12 protein-coding genes are annotated in these 15,462 nt (G+C 48.6%); 6 read left to right on the top strand and 6 right to left on the bottom strand.

The window, feature by feature from the left end:
- Positions 1-68 precede the first annotated feature (68 nt).
- The 5 genes from LCM29_RS12045 to LCM29_RS12025 form a co-directional block, all read right to left on the bottom strand.
- A complete protein-coding gene (locus LCM29_RS12045) occupies positions 69-1,253 on the bottom strand; it encodes an MFS transporter (protein WP_224863074.1) in 1,185 nt (394 codons plus the stop codon).
- Positions 1,254-1,409: 156 nt separating this feature from the next.
- Entirely contained in the window at positions 1,410-3,419 is a 2,010-nt protein-coding gene (locus LCM29_RS12040; RefSeq protein WP_224863072.1) for a catalase, read from the bottom strand.
- A gap of 133 nt (positions 3,420-3,552) precedes the next feature.
- A complete protein-coding gene (locus LCM29_RS12035; RefSeq protein WP_224863071.1) occupies positions 3,553-4,206 on the bottom strand; it encodes a hypothetical protein in 654 nt (217 codons plus the stop codon).
- A 45-nt stretch (positions 4,207-4,251) separates the two neighbouring features.
- Complete coding sequence (locus LCM29_RS12030) at positions 4,252-5,454, bottom strand: NAD(P)/FAD-dependent oxidoreductase (protein ID WP_224863069.1); 1,203 nt, start codon at positions 5,452-5,454, stop codon at positions 4,252-4,254.
- Between the two features lie 99 nt (positions 5,455-5,553).
- Complete coding sequence (locus tag LCM29_RS12025; protein WP_224863067.1) at positions 5,554-9,060, bottom strand: lamin tail domain-containing protein; 3,507 nt, start codon at positions 9,058-9,060, stop codon at positions 5,554-5,556.
- Positions 9,061-9,436: 376 nt separating this feature from the next.
- Here LCM29_RS12025 and LCM29_RS12020 point away from each other — a divergent pair, with 376 nt between their 5' ends.
- The 6 genes from LCM29_RS12020 to LCM29_RS11995 all read left to right on the top strand — a co-directional run bounded on the left by LCM29_RS12020 (position 9,437) and on the right by LCM29_RS11995 (position 14,545).
- Positions 9,437-10,198, top strand: coding sequence for an alpha/beta hydrolase (locus LCM29_RS12020; protein ID WP_224863064.1), 762 nt, complete (start codon positions 9,437-9,439; stop codon positions 10,196-10,198).
- Between the two features lie 128 nt (positions 10,199-10,326).
- On the top strand, positions 10,327-11,982 hold the full coding sequence (locus LCM29_RS12015) for a glycoside hydrolase family 13 protein (protein ID WP_224863202.1): 1,656 nt from the start codon (positions 10,327-10,329) through the stop codon (positions 11,980-11,982).
- Positions 11,983-12,036: 54 nt separating this feature from the next.
- Entirely contained in the window at positions 12,037-12,375 is a 339-nt protein-coding gene (locus tag LCM29_RS12010; RefSeq protein WP_224863062.1) for a hypothetical protein, read from the top strand.
- A 57-nt stretch (positions 12,376-12,432) separates the two neighbouring features.
- Positions 12,433-12,636 (top strand): YwbE family protein, encoded by a 204-nt coding sequence (locus LCM29_RS12005; protein ID WP_015880320.1) that lies wholly within the window; start codon positions 12,433-12,435, stop codon positions 12,634-12,636.
- Position 12,637: 1 nt separating this feature from the next.
- Positions 12,638-12,805, top strand: coding sequence for a hypothetical protein (locus LCM29_RS12000; RefSeq protein ID WP_015880321.1), 168 nt, complete (start codon positions 12,638-12,640; stop codon positions 12,803-12,805).
- A 267-nt stretch (positions 12,806-13,072) separates the two neighbouring features.
- Positions 13,073-14,545 carry an alanine/glycine:cation symporter family protein gene (locus tag LCM29_RS11995; protein ID WP_214695651.1) on the top strand — a complete coding sequence of 491 codons (1,473 nt, stop codon included), beginning with the start codon at positions 13,073-13,075 and terminating at the stop codon, positions 14,543-14,545.
- 51 nt (positions 14,546-14,596) lie between these two features.
- On the opposite strand, the gene LCM29_RS11990 is transcribed toward LCM29_RS11995, so the two are convergent.
- Positions 14,597-15,397: a formate/nitrite transporter family protein gene (locus LCM29_RS11990; protein WP_224863060.1), complete on the bottom strand. Its 801-nt coding sequence runs from the start codon at positions 15,395-15,397 to the stop codon at positions 14,597-14,599.
- Positions 15,398-15,462: the final 65 nt, after the last annotated feature.

Raw genomic sequence — 15,462 nt, 5'->3', positions numbered from 1 at the left:
TTATCTTAACGTATCCTTCGATAAAATGTGTGAACTTTCAAAAAAAGACAGGATGCAATCACATCCTGTCAGGCGGCCTCTTTTAGTTGTTTTTGTTCGCTTCGGCCATTCATGAGGTAATACAAGAAAATGGTAAAGAGAACGACGCCGGAAAGCATCAAGTATAGCGTCGAAAATCCAGTCAATGGAATGAGTAGACCGATGAAATACGGACCAAACCCGAGACCTGCATCGAGTGCGATGAAGAACGTCGAAGTAGCCATACCCATCCGGTGGGGTGGGGATGCTTTGACGGCAATCGCTTGTGTACCGGACTGGATATTCCCAAACCCGAGCCCGATTAGAGCACCTGCGAGTAACAGCATCCAGCCGCTATTCGCTTGACTGAGCACGAGAAGCCCGACGGCGAAAATCGCGATCGCTGGATACATGACGACGTTCGCCCCGCGCGCATCCATCAACTTCCCGGTGATCGGACGCGACAACAGGACGGCGACGGAATAGACGAGGAAGAAAATACTCGCCGCTTCAATCAAGTCGAGTTCACTCGCATAAAAGTTGATATAGGACAAGACACTTGAGTAGCTGAGTGCGGCCACCCCAATGATGAGCGCGATCGGTAACGCCTTCGGTTCAACGAATGATTTCAATGAGAAACCACGAACGACTTCCGGTGCGTCTACTTCTGGTACGTTCACGAAGAACGTACTCGCCAAACTGATCAGTCCGATCACGAAACAAAGTCCGAAAATGACGGTGAAACTCGTATATTGGCTAAGGAGCAACCCGACGAATGGCCCGATGGCTGTCGCCAAGGTAGAGCTCATACTGTAGTAGCCAATCCCTTCGCCTTTTCGTGTCGCGGGAATGACCTGTGCCACGATTGTTCCGGTTGCGGTACTCGATAATCCCATCCCGAGACCGTGTACGAAACGAGTGAGCAATAAGAACCCGACGCCCCAATGGACGAAGTACAACAAGATGGTGGCGGTGAAAAAGACGAGCCCGATATAAAGCGTCTTTTTCCGGCCAATCGAATCGATGAGTCGACCGATGAACAATCGTCCGGTCAACGTCCCGATGATAAAGATGCCGGTGACGAGCCCTGCTTGACTCGTCGTCGCCCCGTACGACTCGACGGCATGTACCCCGATGGTGACCATCAATAAGAAAAAGATGAGCGTCAGGAAGAAGTTGATGAGCGAGATAATCAAAAAGTCTCTCGTCCACAGTTTTTGGATAGGTTGTTGCATCGAAAACGACGCCTCCTTTTCTTCAAATTCGAATAGTTAATAAACATAACTAAAAGAGTATACCAAATCAAAACAGGATTGTCTGAGATGATGCATTCCACGAGTTCATGGAGCAAATAAAAAAACTCGACTCGTGAATCGAGTCGAGTGGTATCGTTAAGCGCGGTCCCAGAAGCGGGCGGTTGCGATTCCGTCGATGAACGTATCGAACCCATCGAGGTTATGCGTATCAAACGTGAAGACCCCAGGCTGGTCTGTCTTCACGCGACATGTTGCGAGCGCTTCTTTATGATGCACGTGCAGGGCGAGCGGTTTATAGTGCTTATACGTGTTCTCGATGAACTCGAGGACGTCATCTTCGACCGAGGTTGCGGCACTCACCAAGAAGGCGGCGTCGAAGAGGCTCGAGTCGACCGTGTCATACGTCTCTTTTACTTTCAAATCACCGAGCATATAGGCTTTCTTACCGACGAGACTATAGTTGACGTTGTGGTCGGCGAGTTGCTTCACCCATTGCTTCACTTGATTCGCATCCACGTCACCGGCGAGGAGAAGGGCGACGCTCTTCGTATCTGGTTTTTTGATCGTGTTCGCCATCGAGAGGGCAGGGGACGTCTTGTCTGACTGGACTTCATTGTTTTCTTCAGGTACTTGCACGCCTAAATTGTCCGCGACGACCTCGGCGAGATGGCGATCGATCCGATTTAATAAATCGACAGCGTTTTCTTTCACCATATCCGACTCACATTTCCCGAGTTCGAAACTGCAGGCTTCTTGAATGTGTTGCTTTTCGACATCGGTCATGCTGTTATAGAAGAGTTTCGCCTGTGAATAGTAGTCTAGGAAGCTGTCGCTGCGTCCTCGAATCTTATGTCCATCGACTTTCTCTTGATAATGCTCAAATCCGCCTTGGTCAGCTGGTACGGGTTCAGGCTGATTGTTATTGAGCGCATTTTTATGATAACTCGTTTGTCCTTTGTGGACGGCCATTTGATGCATGCCGTCACGCTGATTGTTGTGGAACGGACAAACGGGTTTGTTGATTGGAATCTGGTGGAAGTTTGGTCCACCGAGACGCGAGAGTTGCGTATCTGTATAAGAGAACAAGCGCCCTTGTAAGAGCGGGTCGTTCGAGAAATCGATTCCTGGAACGAGGTGTCCCGGATGGAAGGCGACTTGCTCGGTTTCGGCGAAGAAGTTATCGACGTTTCGATTGAGTGTCATCTTCCCGACAAGTTTCACAGGGATTTCTTCCTCGGGCCACAGTTTAGTCGGGTCTAAAATGTCGAAGTCATAGTTGAACTCATCTTCTTCAGGGATGAGTTGGAGTCCGAGCTCCCATTCCGGATAATCGCCTTTGTTGATGGCTTCATACAAATCGACACGGTGGAAGTCCGCATTTTTCCCGACTGCTTTTTGAGCTTCGTCCCATACTTGTGAATGGACACCGAGCTTCGGTTTCCAATGGAATTTGACGAAATGTGCCTTTCCTTCCGCATTCACGAGACGGAACGTATGGACCCCGAATCCTTCCATCATGCGTAGACTACGTGGAATTCCCCGGTCACTCATCGCCCACATGACCATATGAGCGGTCTCGTGGTTTTGTCCGACGAAGTCCCAGAACGTATCGTGCGCGCTTCCCCCTTGCGGCACTTCCGTATGCGGTTCAGGTTTTACAGCATGGACAAGGTCTGGGAATTTGATGGCATCCTGAATAAAGAAGACCGGGATGTTGTTTCCGACTAGGTCGTAGTTCCCTTCGTCTGTATAAAACTTCGTCGCAAAACCGCGTACGTCACGGACTGTATCCGCAGACCCACGCGAGCCTTGGACGGTCGAGAAACGGACAAATACCGGTGTTGTCTTCGAAGGATCGTTCAAGAAATCAGCTTTTGTGATGTCGGCGAGCGGTTCATATACGTGAAACTCTCCGTGTGCCCCAACGCCGCGAGCGTGGACAATCCGTTCTGGAATCCGCTCATGGTCAAAGTGGGTCATCTTCTCCCGGAAATGAAAATCTTCAATCAAGGTCGGACCGCGACGCCCTGCCTTCAGTGAGAATTCATCTTCCGCCATCTTCAATCCTTGGTTCGTCGTCAAGCCTGCTTGTTGTTCGTTATCAATCGTATGTTGTTTTAACTGCTCTTCTTTCTTGTTCCCCATGTGATTGCCTCCCTTAAGTATGACTGACCGTTGTAAGTCACGTTTTGACCTACTGTATCGGTGTTCCCTAACCCAAATAAAAAAATCCCTCTTTTTTCAAAAAAGAGAGATTTCACACAAACGAGTAACTCACTTATAGCGCGGCCCATACGTGCTGCTTCAAAACGATTTGTTGCACGATTTTTGGGTCAAGATCATATTCACTGGAGACGATTCGCGTCACTTTTGATTTCACGTCCGGGTCGTCTGGATCCTGTTTCGTATATTGTTCCTGCCACAACGCCCAGATTTGAATCTCTTTTCCAGTCAGTTTCGTCGACCACTCTTTCTCACGAAGCTGCCAGCCGAACATCATCTCGTCTGTTTGACCAGGTTCGACCCAGTCGGCAAGCGCATAGTCGCCTTCAGGAGCGAATACGGCCTCACCGAGTGGGGGTTCTGTCCCGATATAGGCGGCGTCATCATAAAATCGTAATAAGGCGGCCTGGAATTGGTCAGACTGTTGGACGTTCTCGATGACGTCATGGCTAATGGATTGAAGTTCATCCGTACTTGGTTCACCATGCACCACAACATCATATTCATATCGCGTCACACCGTCTTCTACAACGGGTGAACGCTTTTCGATCGTGTATATTTCCTCGGAAATAGAGACTTGTTCAGACTTTAACTGCGTGGTGGGTGTCGACTCGTTTGGCCAAAACCAGATGGCGCAGCCAAGAGGGACGAGAAACACGATCAGTCGGCGAAACGCGTACACCCATCTTGCTTTTCTTTTTTTCTTCAATCCAAAAACACTCCTTCAATATGTAACAACCCCCAAGAATAGGGGTTACGTTCGGTCTAGACGAACGAGATCAGCGTCTGGATGATGCTGACCACGAACGAGGGCGCTCAGGATGTGAGAGCCGAGCATACTGTACACCGTCCCATTTCCCCCATATCCGAGCAAGTAAAACAAATTCGGTCGATTCGGGTGCTCTCCGATGAACGGGAGTTGGTCCACCGATTCTCCAAACAAGGCGACCCAGGCATAATCGACTTCAAGGTCATACATCGGGAAGAGTTCTGCAATTTTCTCCTTCACTCGTTCAGCCCGGTCGTTCATGAGTGCCTCATCGTGAGGCGTCTCTGCCTTGTCTTCGTCGAGGCCACCAGCGATAATCCGACCGTCCGGAGTCGTACGTAAATATAGGTATGGTCGTTTCGTCTCCCAAATGAGTGCGCGTCCTTCCCATTCGCTGAACTCTGCAATCGGATTCGTTGCGATGGCGTATGAACGGTTCAAATCGATCCGATGAGAATCAAGTAGGGGAGCAGGACCGTAACCTGTCGCAAAAATGACTTTGTTTGCTTTGAATGTACCGTTTGAAGTGAGGACAATCCATCCTTCGCCTTCTGAAACGACTTCATCTACCGATGTTTCTTCAAAAATCGGGACGTTTTGTTTCGATAAGTGACGAATGATTTGACGACTGAGCGTGAGCGGATTGACTTCGGCATCACCTTTTGTGATCAAGGCCGCAGGTTTGTCGAATGGAAAACGTTCACGCAATGCATCGCGATCAAGCCATTCCACTTCAAAACCATGCTTCGAAAGCATCTCATACTCAAGTTTCAATTTGGCAACATCGGCCTCTTCACTCGCAAAACAAAGGCTATCCCGGCGAATATAAATATCGGATGCCCCGACATCTTCCGCTACCTGATCAAGTGATTCGACGGCATCGAGACAAAGACGATAGAAGCGTACCGCCGCGTCTTCTCCGATTTTTTCGGCGAGTTCATGTAACATAATGTCATTTGAATATTGAATAAGACCGGTGTTGGCCGACGTGCTGCCTGTTCCGACTTTTCGTCCGTCGAGCACCGCAAAATCCACACCATCCTGTTGCAACGTGTAAGCTGTCAGCGTTCCCGACATTCCGGCTCCGATGACGAGCACGTCATACTGCTCTTTTTTCTCAGGTTGTTGCAACACCACGTCATCTGATTCGGTCGTTGGCCAATATAAATCTCCGTTATACAATTCCATCAGTTTCATCCTCCATGATTCAGCATCTTCCTTTTTATCCCCGCTTCAAGGGAGCTGAAACCAAAAAAAACGCAGACGATGTGTCTGCGTTTCAACATGTTATTTCTTGATGATGATGGATGATGGAGAAGCACCTTTCGCATACGTGATGCGCTGAACATTTTTCGCCCCGCGAATCTCGGCAAGGTTTTTTCCGTCAACAATCACTTCTTTCACTGTTGCGCCTTTGAAGTCGATGATGGCACCGGCTTCTTTCGGTTTCACTTGAACGACGACGTTTTTCAACGCATCACCCGTCAATTCCGTGTAAGCGCCACGGACAAAGATTCCGTTTTTAAAGTTTGTCCCTTTTCCAATCGTCACACCGATAAAGTCCTCTTGAAGGACGAGGCGAGCGGCTGGATGATTTTCTACCGTGTAACGCGTCAATTCCACTTCAGGTTCTGGAGTGAAGTCGATTTGTGCGAGAACCGGATCATGGTCACTCGCGCGACCTGACATCTCGGTGAAGTCCGCATTGACGTGAATCATGTCAATCTTCGTAGAAGCGGCCAAGCGGTTCGACACGAGGATGTGGTCGAGTACTTGTGAGTTTCCTTGATAGACATATGAGTAGCGGTCAACAGCAGGGACTTTCTCGACCATGTTCGTCATCAAGTCTCCTTTAAAGATCTGAAGCGCATCCGAGAATTCGAAATCGTTAAAGTCTCCGAGTGCGACAACGTTCGCTTCCGGGTTTTTCGTCTTCACGTCCGCCACGAAGTTGTGGACGACTTGTGCAATCTTCTTACGTTGTACTTCACTTCCGAGTACGACCGGCTGTTGTGAACCGAAGAATCCAGTATCGCCGCCTTTTGAGTTCCAGTGGTTCGCGATGACAATCACGTTCTCACCTTGGAAATCAAATTGAGCTGCCAACGGTTTACGTGAGCGATTGAACGCTTCGTTCGTCGGGTCGATACGTCCCGGGTTGTGCGTCAACTTCCCGTCAACATATCCGACTGCCGTCGTCGCGTCACCAGCAGGCATTCCATCCGTCAACGATACACGCGCAGGGTCATACAAGAAACCGACACGAATGTTGGCATCCGGCGCACCACCGTCTTGGTTGTTCTCAGGGTCGATGTTGACGTACTTATACGTTTTCCCGCCGACAGCGACGATGTTGTCGATCAACCGTTGATAGCTTTGATCAGCGGCAGAACCCGCACCTTTGTCTTGTCCATCGTTGTCCTGTACTTCTGTTACGCCGATGATGTCAGGGCTGTTCAATTCATTGACGAATGCTTTTGCCAATTTGAGCGCCTTCTCATCTGATGTTTCTTTAATGTTGTTCGAGAAGTTTTCTAAGTTGTAAGACGCAATCGTCAATTGATCTTCTTCTGCTTCGATGAACGTCTTCTCACGCTGCGCATCCCCTTTGACGAAGGCAGCTTTCATGTCTTCGAGCGACGCTTGAATCTTGTAGTTTCCGAATGAGTAGCCGACGACACCAACGATTGGTCCGTTGAAACGGTCGCCTGTCGCCACATCGAAGTCACGTGCTTCTGCGTTCGGTTCGAGACGGAATTGAATGCGCTCCGGGTTTGCGTCGTTCTTTTTCAATAAGACACCACCATTGTAAGTCTCCGTTGGCGTATCTTCGAGCACGGTCACGAGGTCACCGTATTCTTGTGGTCCGACTGATTTCAAGTTGGTCGTTTGAACGCGCATGCCTTCGAGGCTTTCCCAGAAGTCAATCGCGTCCTTCTCCGGGTTGAAGACAGCGAGGTTATCACTATCGATAAACTCTGTCGGTAGGTTTGAAGCATCGATTGTAATCGGAGTCGGGAGTGTCACACCGCTCGCGACGACTTCGACTTTTCCGTTACGTGTATCGATTTGCGTCATCTTCATGTCCGTCTGTTGGCGATCGCTATATCCTTCAATCGCGTATTCGCTCACTTTCCCGTTCACCTTGACGAGGTCACCGACTTGAATACCAGCGATTGAACGTCCACCGTAAAGGACAATCCCTTCAGATGTGCGTGCATCGTTGTCGGCTTCAGCATCCGGTGTCTGGATGAAGTAATATGTCGTCCCGCTCGAGACGAAAGTAGACGTGACGATTCCTTCGACGCCCTCAACCGTCTGTCCGTTCATTGGAGCCGTATGGTTCGCTCCTTGGATGTCGTGAATGCGAATCTTATCTGTGATCTTGTATGAGAACGTCGAGACAGCGCTGAACGTGTCGCCTGTTTTCACGACCGTCTTCAGTGTCGTCGAGTTTTCGATGCGAATCGAACCTTCGTAACGAGTCCCGTTCTCTACCGGATCTGAACCGTCGAGCGTATAGAAAATCTCGGCATCTGCCGTCGTCGTTGAGAGTGTGACGTCTTGCGGTCCGACAAACGTTCCGGCACCTGGTTTTGCGACGGCCGGGCGAAGGACTGACGTATCGATGACCGTGTCCGCTGGGTCACGCGGGATGATTTGATAAGCATCGTCAAACTGCTGAACAATTCCTGTGATGGATGAATAGTTCACATCCGTCTGTAAATCGAGGATGCCCCGCTCGTCACGAACGATGAATTCTTTCGTTCCGTCCGTCGCCGTCAAGTTTTGACCGCTCCCTGTGAGCGTGACATTGTTGACGGTTACGAGTTCTGACTCGACGTCTTCATTGATTTGTTCTCCCGTCACTACTTGTGCAGTAGGAAGCGTTGCTGCTTGTTTCGAGACGACGACCGCGCTGTTCAATTGCAGGAGTTCACGATACGAACCGACGACGCCTGTGACGACGACTTCATCCCCGACATTGACCGCAAGGGACGTCGGACGGATAGAAAGACCGCCTGTCGCATCTTGAATCGAGATTGTGTTCGCAAGTTTTCCAGTGACGACTCCTTTTACAGTGACCGTCTCATTTTCTGCTTTTGTCCGTGCGTCCGCGATTGAAATCGGCGTGATCGGTGCAGGTGGCTCCGTCGTGCCACCATCGCCATACTCGACGCCTTGGAACGTATGCGCCCCGAGGTTATCGAATGAGTCTTGTGGTGTCGATGTCCATTCGACAGCAGGATCGAAAGCATCGCTTCCGTCACTGTCGCCACGCGTGACCGTATCTTTACGGATGAGTGACTGGTCGGCAGTCGCGACGGTCGTTCCCCATTTCGTACCCGGATCGACACCGAGTTGACCGAAGACATCGAGAACAGTGTCTCCTTTTTTCAAGACGATCGTGTCATCTCCGTTGAAGTTCGTCACAGCGCTCGTTGTATTCGATTTCGCTTTCAATGCGTCTGACGCACTACCGTTCACGATGACATATGTAGCTCCTGGTGCGAGTGTTCCCGTCAAATTCAATGTGTTTCCGGCAGTTGTGCCACCGTTTGAATAGAGTTCAATTTTGTAAGCAGAAAGGTCGATCGTCGCGTTCGTTCCGTTAAACAACTCGATGGCTTTATTGTTGCTTGAGCCTTCTACATACTCTGAGATGAAGAGGTCTGAAGCATTCAACGTCTCGGCATGTACATTTGCCGCGATCGGCGTCATGCTACTGACGATGAGTCCTGCTGACAAGGCGAGTCCAGTGACTGCCTTAAATGATTGTGTTGGTTTCCCCATGTGTAAGTCTCCCTTAGATGTAATTGTGTGATTCGATTTCCCCATTGTGCACCATCATAAATTGAGTATAAATACCCCTCCTTTTTATCAAAAAACAACATGATAACGCTTACATTACTTTCCTTTTAACGAATCACTTGAAAAATTATTCGTGTATTGTCAAAAGTGACAAACACATTTCCCAAGTTTTTAACTACATGTTAAACATAACCAAGCGGACGTCAGAACTCAATCCACTAAATACGAAGTTATGATTACAGTTTGATGACAAGGTAAACGAAACATGAAGAACTTGACGGTTGGGTCGATAACTTTTACACTCTTCTAATACGAATTAATTGTATCGGTTAAGTGGGAATTAAAAAAGGAGGCAGTAATGAGAGCAATCAACTATCCAGTCATTCCTGGAGCAGGCGCATTTTATTATGAAGGAAACGAAATTGGTATTTTGCTTTGTCACGGATTCAATGGAACGCCTCAGAGTGTGCAAGACGTTGGGATTGAACTGATGAAACAAGGCTTTACGGTGTATGCTCCACGTTTGAAAGGGCATGGGACAGATCCAGAAGATTTTCGATGTTCAACGCATCGATGTTGGTACAAGAGTGTCATCGAGGGCATCGAACGATTGCGCGAGTCGTGTCGGACGGTCATCGTCGTCGGTCAATCAATGGGCGGGACGCTAGCGCTCAAAGCTGCGCTTGAAGAAAAGGCTGATGCTATCGTCACAATCAATGCAGCCTTGTCCGTACCTGGGTATGCGTGTCATGCGTCAGATACCGAGTGTCGATTCATCGATGAAGACGCGCCCGACATTCTAGCAGAGGATGTATACGAGATTGTCTACGACCGCGTGCCGACAAAGGCGATTCGGGAATTGCTGGCGTTAATTGACGAGGTACGCCCGCACGTCGGGTCGGTTGATGTGCCGACATATGTCATCCATTCGGCAGTCGACAACGTCGTGCCACCGACCGATTCGATTTGGTTGTTCGATCAATTGCAAGGTACAAAAGAATATGCGGTGCTCTCGAACTCGTATCACGTCGCGACGATGGACAATGATTGGAAACACTTATCGAAGCTCATCACGACTTTTTGTGAACAAGTTGGGGCGCTTCATTCAAATGCAGTGTAAACTGCATTTTTTGTGAGTTGATTCTTTGCAAACGCTTGCACTAGTGCTATGGTAGATGTGAATCATACCTTATTGTAGGAGGCACGTGCCGTATGGAGACGTTGTTCAGCCAAACAAAACAAACAGAAGTGAGTCGCGTATGGTGGAAAGAGGCGATTGCCTATCAAATCTATCCACGAAGTTTCAAAGATTCGAATGGGGATGGAATCGGGGATTTACGTGGGATTATCGAAAAGCTCGATTACTTAGAAGACCTTGGCATTGACGTGATTTGGATTTGTCCGATGTATAAGTCGCCAAACGATGACAACGGATATGATATTAGTGACTATCAAGACATTATGGAAGAGTTCGGAACAATGGAAGATTTCGATGCGCTATTAGAGGCCGTACATGCACGTGGCATGAAACTGTTGCTCGACCTCGTCGTCAATCATACATCGGATGAGCATCCGTGGTTCCTTGAATCGAAAAGCTCTAAAGATAATCCAAAACGGGATTGGTACATTTGGCGAGACGGAAAAGACGGTGCGCCACCGAGCAACTGGGCAAGTATCTTTGGTGGCTCTGCTTGGGAATACGATAAAAAGACCGATCAATACTACTTACACGTCTTCTCGAAGAAGCAACCGGATCTGAACTGGGAGAACCGTGAAGTTCGAACGGCCATCTATGACATGATTAACTGGTGGCTCGATAAAGGGGTGGACGGATTCCGCGTCGATGCGATCAGTCACATTAAAAAGATGCCAACGGGAACGATGCTTCCATCACCGGACGGCAAGCCGGTCGTCACGGCGTTCTCGATGTACTCGAATATCGACGGCATCCATGACTATCTTCAAGAGATGAAACGGGAAACGTTCTCGAAATACGATATTATGACGGTCGGTGAAACGAACGGGATTGAGCCGGAAGCAGCAGATCTTTGGATGGGTCCAGAAAACGGCGCAATGAATATGGCGTTTCATTTTGACCATGTCGACATTATGCGGCGGTCACGTCTGGCCCCACTCGATGTCGTCGAGTTGAAACGAATCTTCGATAAGTGGCAACAAGGTTTACGTGAGACGGGTTGGAACGCGCTATATATTGAAAACCATGACATGGTGCGGGCGGTCTCGCTCGTTGGGGATGAGCATCATTATTGGCGGGAGAGTGCGACTGCGCTCGCGATGATGTACTTCTTTATGCACGGGACGCCGTTCATTTACCAAGGACAAGAGATTGGGATGAAGAACGTACCGCTTCCATCCATCCATGACTACGATGATGTCGCGACGAAGAATGAATACTTCGAACGGATTGCGAACGGGATGAGTGAAGTCGACTCGATGCAGCAAGTATGGGGCACATCCCGTGATAACGTGCGAACGCCGATTCAATGGGATGCGTCACCGCATGCCGGTTTCTCGACGACAACCCCATGGATGCCGATTCACGAAGAGTATGAGACACTCAACGTTGAGGCACAGCGAAACGATCAGCACTCGATTCTCTCGTTCTACAAGGAAATGATTCGTCTTCGCCGGGCCGAAGATACGTTTACGTACGGTCGTTATCGTGATGTCTTGCCAGAGCATAAGCAGGCCTTTGTCTACGAACGTACATTTGAGAACAATCGATTCTTCGTGGTCGTCAACTTGACTGCGAATCCGGCAGAAGTGACCATTCCGGAGATTGCGGGTGCGACGCTTGTCATGACGAATGAAATCGATCCGGAGACGATTGATACCGAGACATTCATGCTTCGACCATTCGCAGCGCGGTTATATCGTTTATGATAGAGGGGTACCTTCTGAGGAGGGTACCTCTTTTGAATGAGAGGTGTGGTGAGGATGCATACGATCGAATTTTCGGATGGGAATGATACCGTACAGATCGTAATCGAAAGTGCCAATCGTGAACGATTAACCTTGAAGATTGATCAAAGCCGTATGGCGACATCCGTGACAGCGTATCTCAGCTTTGCGGAAGCGTTCGCGGAAGCTTTTCATGCTCTTCAAGGAACAGCGACACTTCGCGATATAGACGAAAACGAGGTCATGGACGTCATCTTCTCACATCGGGGAGTACGTATTATGTTTCATACCTCCCTTCCGAAGAAGACGCTACAGACCGATCAAAGTTACATGACGGAACCGATGCGACAAATCGGGATCTGGAATAGGCTGTGACAAATAAGGGAAAAGAGCATATGATAGAGGTTGACTAAATGGAAAGGGGTGTCGGGTATGGATGGAACGAAACGTGCTGACATTCGCCCAGGACTCCATGTCCAAATCGTTTTGAAACAAGATCAACGAAGCGGGAAGCTGACGAAAGGCGTCGTTCAAGATATATTGACGAACTCGCCACGTCATCCGCACGGAATCAAAGTGCGTTTGAGCGATGGACAGGTCGGTCGTGTGAAAGTGATCGAAGCTGGAGGTGAGTAAGATGAGTGAGAAAAAACTATCTTTTCAAGAAGCGATGAAACAAAAGCTGGCAGAAAAGAAACAGAACCAGACAAAGGTTCCGACGGGTTTACATGGTACAAAACAAAAACCGTTGACGAGCCAATTGACGAAAAAACCAAATAACCAGAAGAAACGTACTGGTATTTAAGACGACAGCTACTCGAAAAGAGTGGCTGTTTTTTTGAATATGCGTTTCATCATAAATGAATTTAATCATGATTTAATATTTCTAAACATTTTTATGTAAGCGCTTTAAGTGCTTGTAAATAAGGAGTCTTGCTTAGTTGATGTGAAAAAAGAGTGAAATCACCTATAAAAAAATTATTGCTAATTGTCAGAATCTTTGTATAATTCAGAACTAAGACATCATAAAAATTCTCAACTTCAGATTCACACAACAGGGAGGAACTTATTCATGGAAGCGATTCAAGGTATGTTACAGGGAAGCGTCGACTTTTTGAACAACATCTTATGGTCGTACGTATTGATCGCCGTGCTCGTCGGAGCCGGGATCTACTTCACGGTCAGAACACGATTTATGCAGTTCCGTTACTTAAAAGAAATGTTCCGTACGATTACAGATAAATCGGACGTGACGCCAGCAAAAGATGGAAAGAGTATCACACCAATGAAATCATTCTTCATCGGTGCTGCGACTCGTATCGGTACAGGTAACCTTGCAGGGGTTACGGTAGCCGTCACACTCGGTGGACCGGGAGCGGTCTTCTGGATGTGGATTGTTGCCCTTCTCGGTGGAGCAACGGCCATGATTGAAAGCACACTCGCTCAAGTATACAAAGTGAAAGACGATGTTGCGTACCGTGGTGGTCCGGCTTACTACATCGAAAAAGGATTGAACAACCGTGCACTCGGAATCGTATTCGCGGTTCTCATCGCCGTCACATTTGGTCTCATCTTCAACTCAGTTCAATCGAACACAATCGCTGCAGCATTCGATAACGCGTTCGGCGTCGATGCAGTCATCGGTGGAGCAGTCTTAGTCGTCCTTACTGGTCTCGTCATCTTTGGTGGTGTACAACGTGTCGCGAACTTCTCGGCAATCGTCGTACCTGTCATGGCTGTCTTGTACCTTGCAATCGCACTCTACGTTGTTGTTGTAAACTTCGCTGAACTTCCAGCTGTGTTCGCGATGATCTTCCAAAGCGCATTTGGTTTAGACGAAGCGGTCGGTGGTTCAATCGGTGCTGCAATCTCAATGGGTGTCCGTCGTGGACTCTTCTCGAACGAAGCTGGTATGGGTTCTGCACCAAACGCAGCAGCAGCAGCTGAAGTATCGCACCCAGCGAAACAAGGTTTCCTTCAAGCGCTCGGTGTCTTCTTGGATACGTTGATTGTTTGTACGGCAACTGCAGCAATCATCCTTCTCTCAGACAGCTATGCTTCAGGGAACGGTGAAGGGATCGTCCTTCTTCAAAACGCTTTGACAGAACAAATCGGTGCACTTGCTCCAGCATTCATCGCCGTCAGCGTCTTCTTGTTCGCATTCAGCTCAATCGCAGGAAGCTACTACTACGGTGAAACGAACATCGAATTCATCAAGAAGAGCAAAGGTGCAGTCCTCGGATTCCGTCTTGCAACAATGGCATTCGTCTTCATCGGAGCGGTCGCAAGCCTCGGATTCGTATGGAGCCTCGCTGACCTCTTCATGGCAGGAATGACATTGATCAACATCGCGGCAATCACATTGCTCGGTGGCGTTGCCTTCAAAGTTCTTAAAGACTACGAAGAGCAACGTGCTCAAGGTCTCAACCCACGCTTCTCTGCCCGCAAACTCGGTATCGAGAACACAGAGTGCTGGGACGTGGAAGAAGACGAAGTGGCACAAGGTTCTGTTCAAGCAGCCGCTGCTGATTCTTCAAAATCTTAATTCGTGAAATGCAACAAACAGGGACCCTGCTAATCGGGGTCCCTGTCTTTTTTATGCGTGATGACGCATCGGTTTGACGGCTTGTTCCGCCTCCGATTTATTCAAATATAAGTAACTTCCAGCGACGAACAACGCACCACCGACAATATTACCGAGTGTAGCGAAAAATAGATTGTAAAGAGCACCGCTGAAGGTGATGAGGTCCGACGGTACATAGTGGAGCGCAAGGGCAAAAACGCCCATGTTCGCAATCGAGTGCTCGAATCCGGCGGCAAAAAATACGACGACTGGAATCATCGTCAGCATAATCTTCGCGACGTCGTTATTTGTTTTGAGCGGCATGAAGATGGCCAAACAGACGAGCACGTTGCATAGGATGCCTTTCAGGAAAATCGCGAGGGCATCTCCACCGATTTTTTTCGCGGCGACGACGGAGAGTAAATGATCACCTGTCACTTCGCCCATACTGTGAGCGCCGATGACGAGTAAGGACAGGATGAGGGCACCAATCAAATTACCGAACCAACTGAGTCCCCATATTTTTGCTAAGTCTAACCAGGCGACACGACCTCGTTTTGCCCCGGTGTAGAGATACATCGTGTTACTCGTAAACAGTTCTCCCCCCATCCAGACGATGAAAACGAGCGCGACCGAGAAGCTGGCACCGGCGATGAGCATCGTTCCTGGAACGTCGATAAACATGTTTCCGACCGTGAACGAGAAGACGACCCCGATCCCAATCAAAAACCCAGCGATAATCGAACGTAACATGTATTGCGAAAATGATTGCTGAAGCAATGACGATTTTTTAAATGCGGCTTCTTCCATATAGTCGATGACTTGTTTTTCCATAAGAAGACCTCCTTTAGACATTTTCAGTCTAGGAGGTTGCCATAAAGTTTGCAATTGTTTTCACA

Source organism: Exiguobacterium aestuarii, assembly GCF_020171655.1.
Lineage (GTDB): Bacteria > Bacillota > Bacilli > Exiguobacteriales > Exiguobacteriaceae > Exiguobacterium > Exiguobacterium aestuarii_A.
This window is presented reverse-complemented; position numbering and strand designations above follow the sequence as displayed.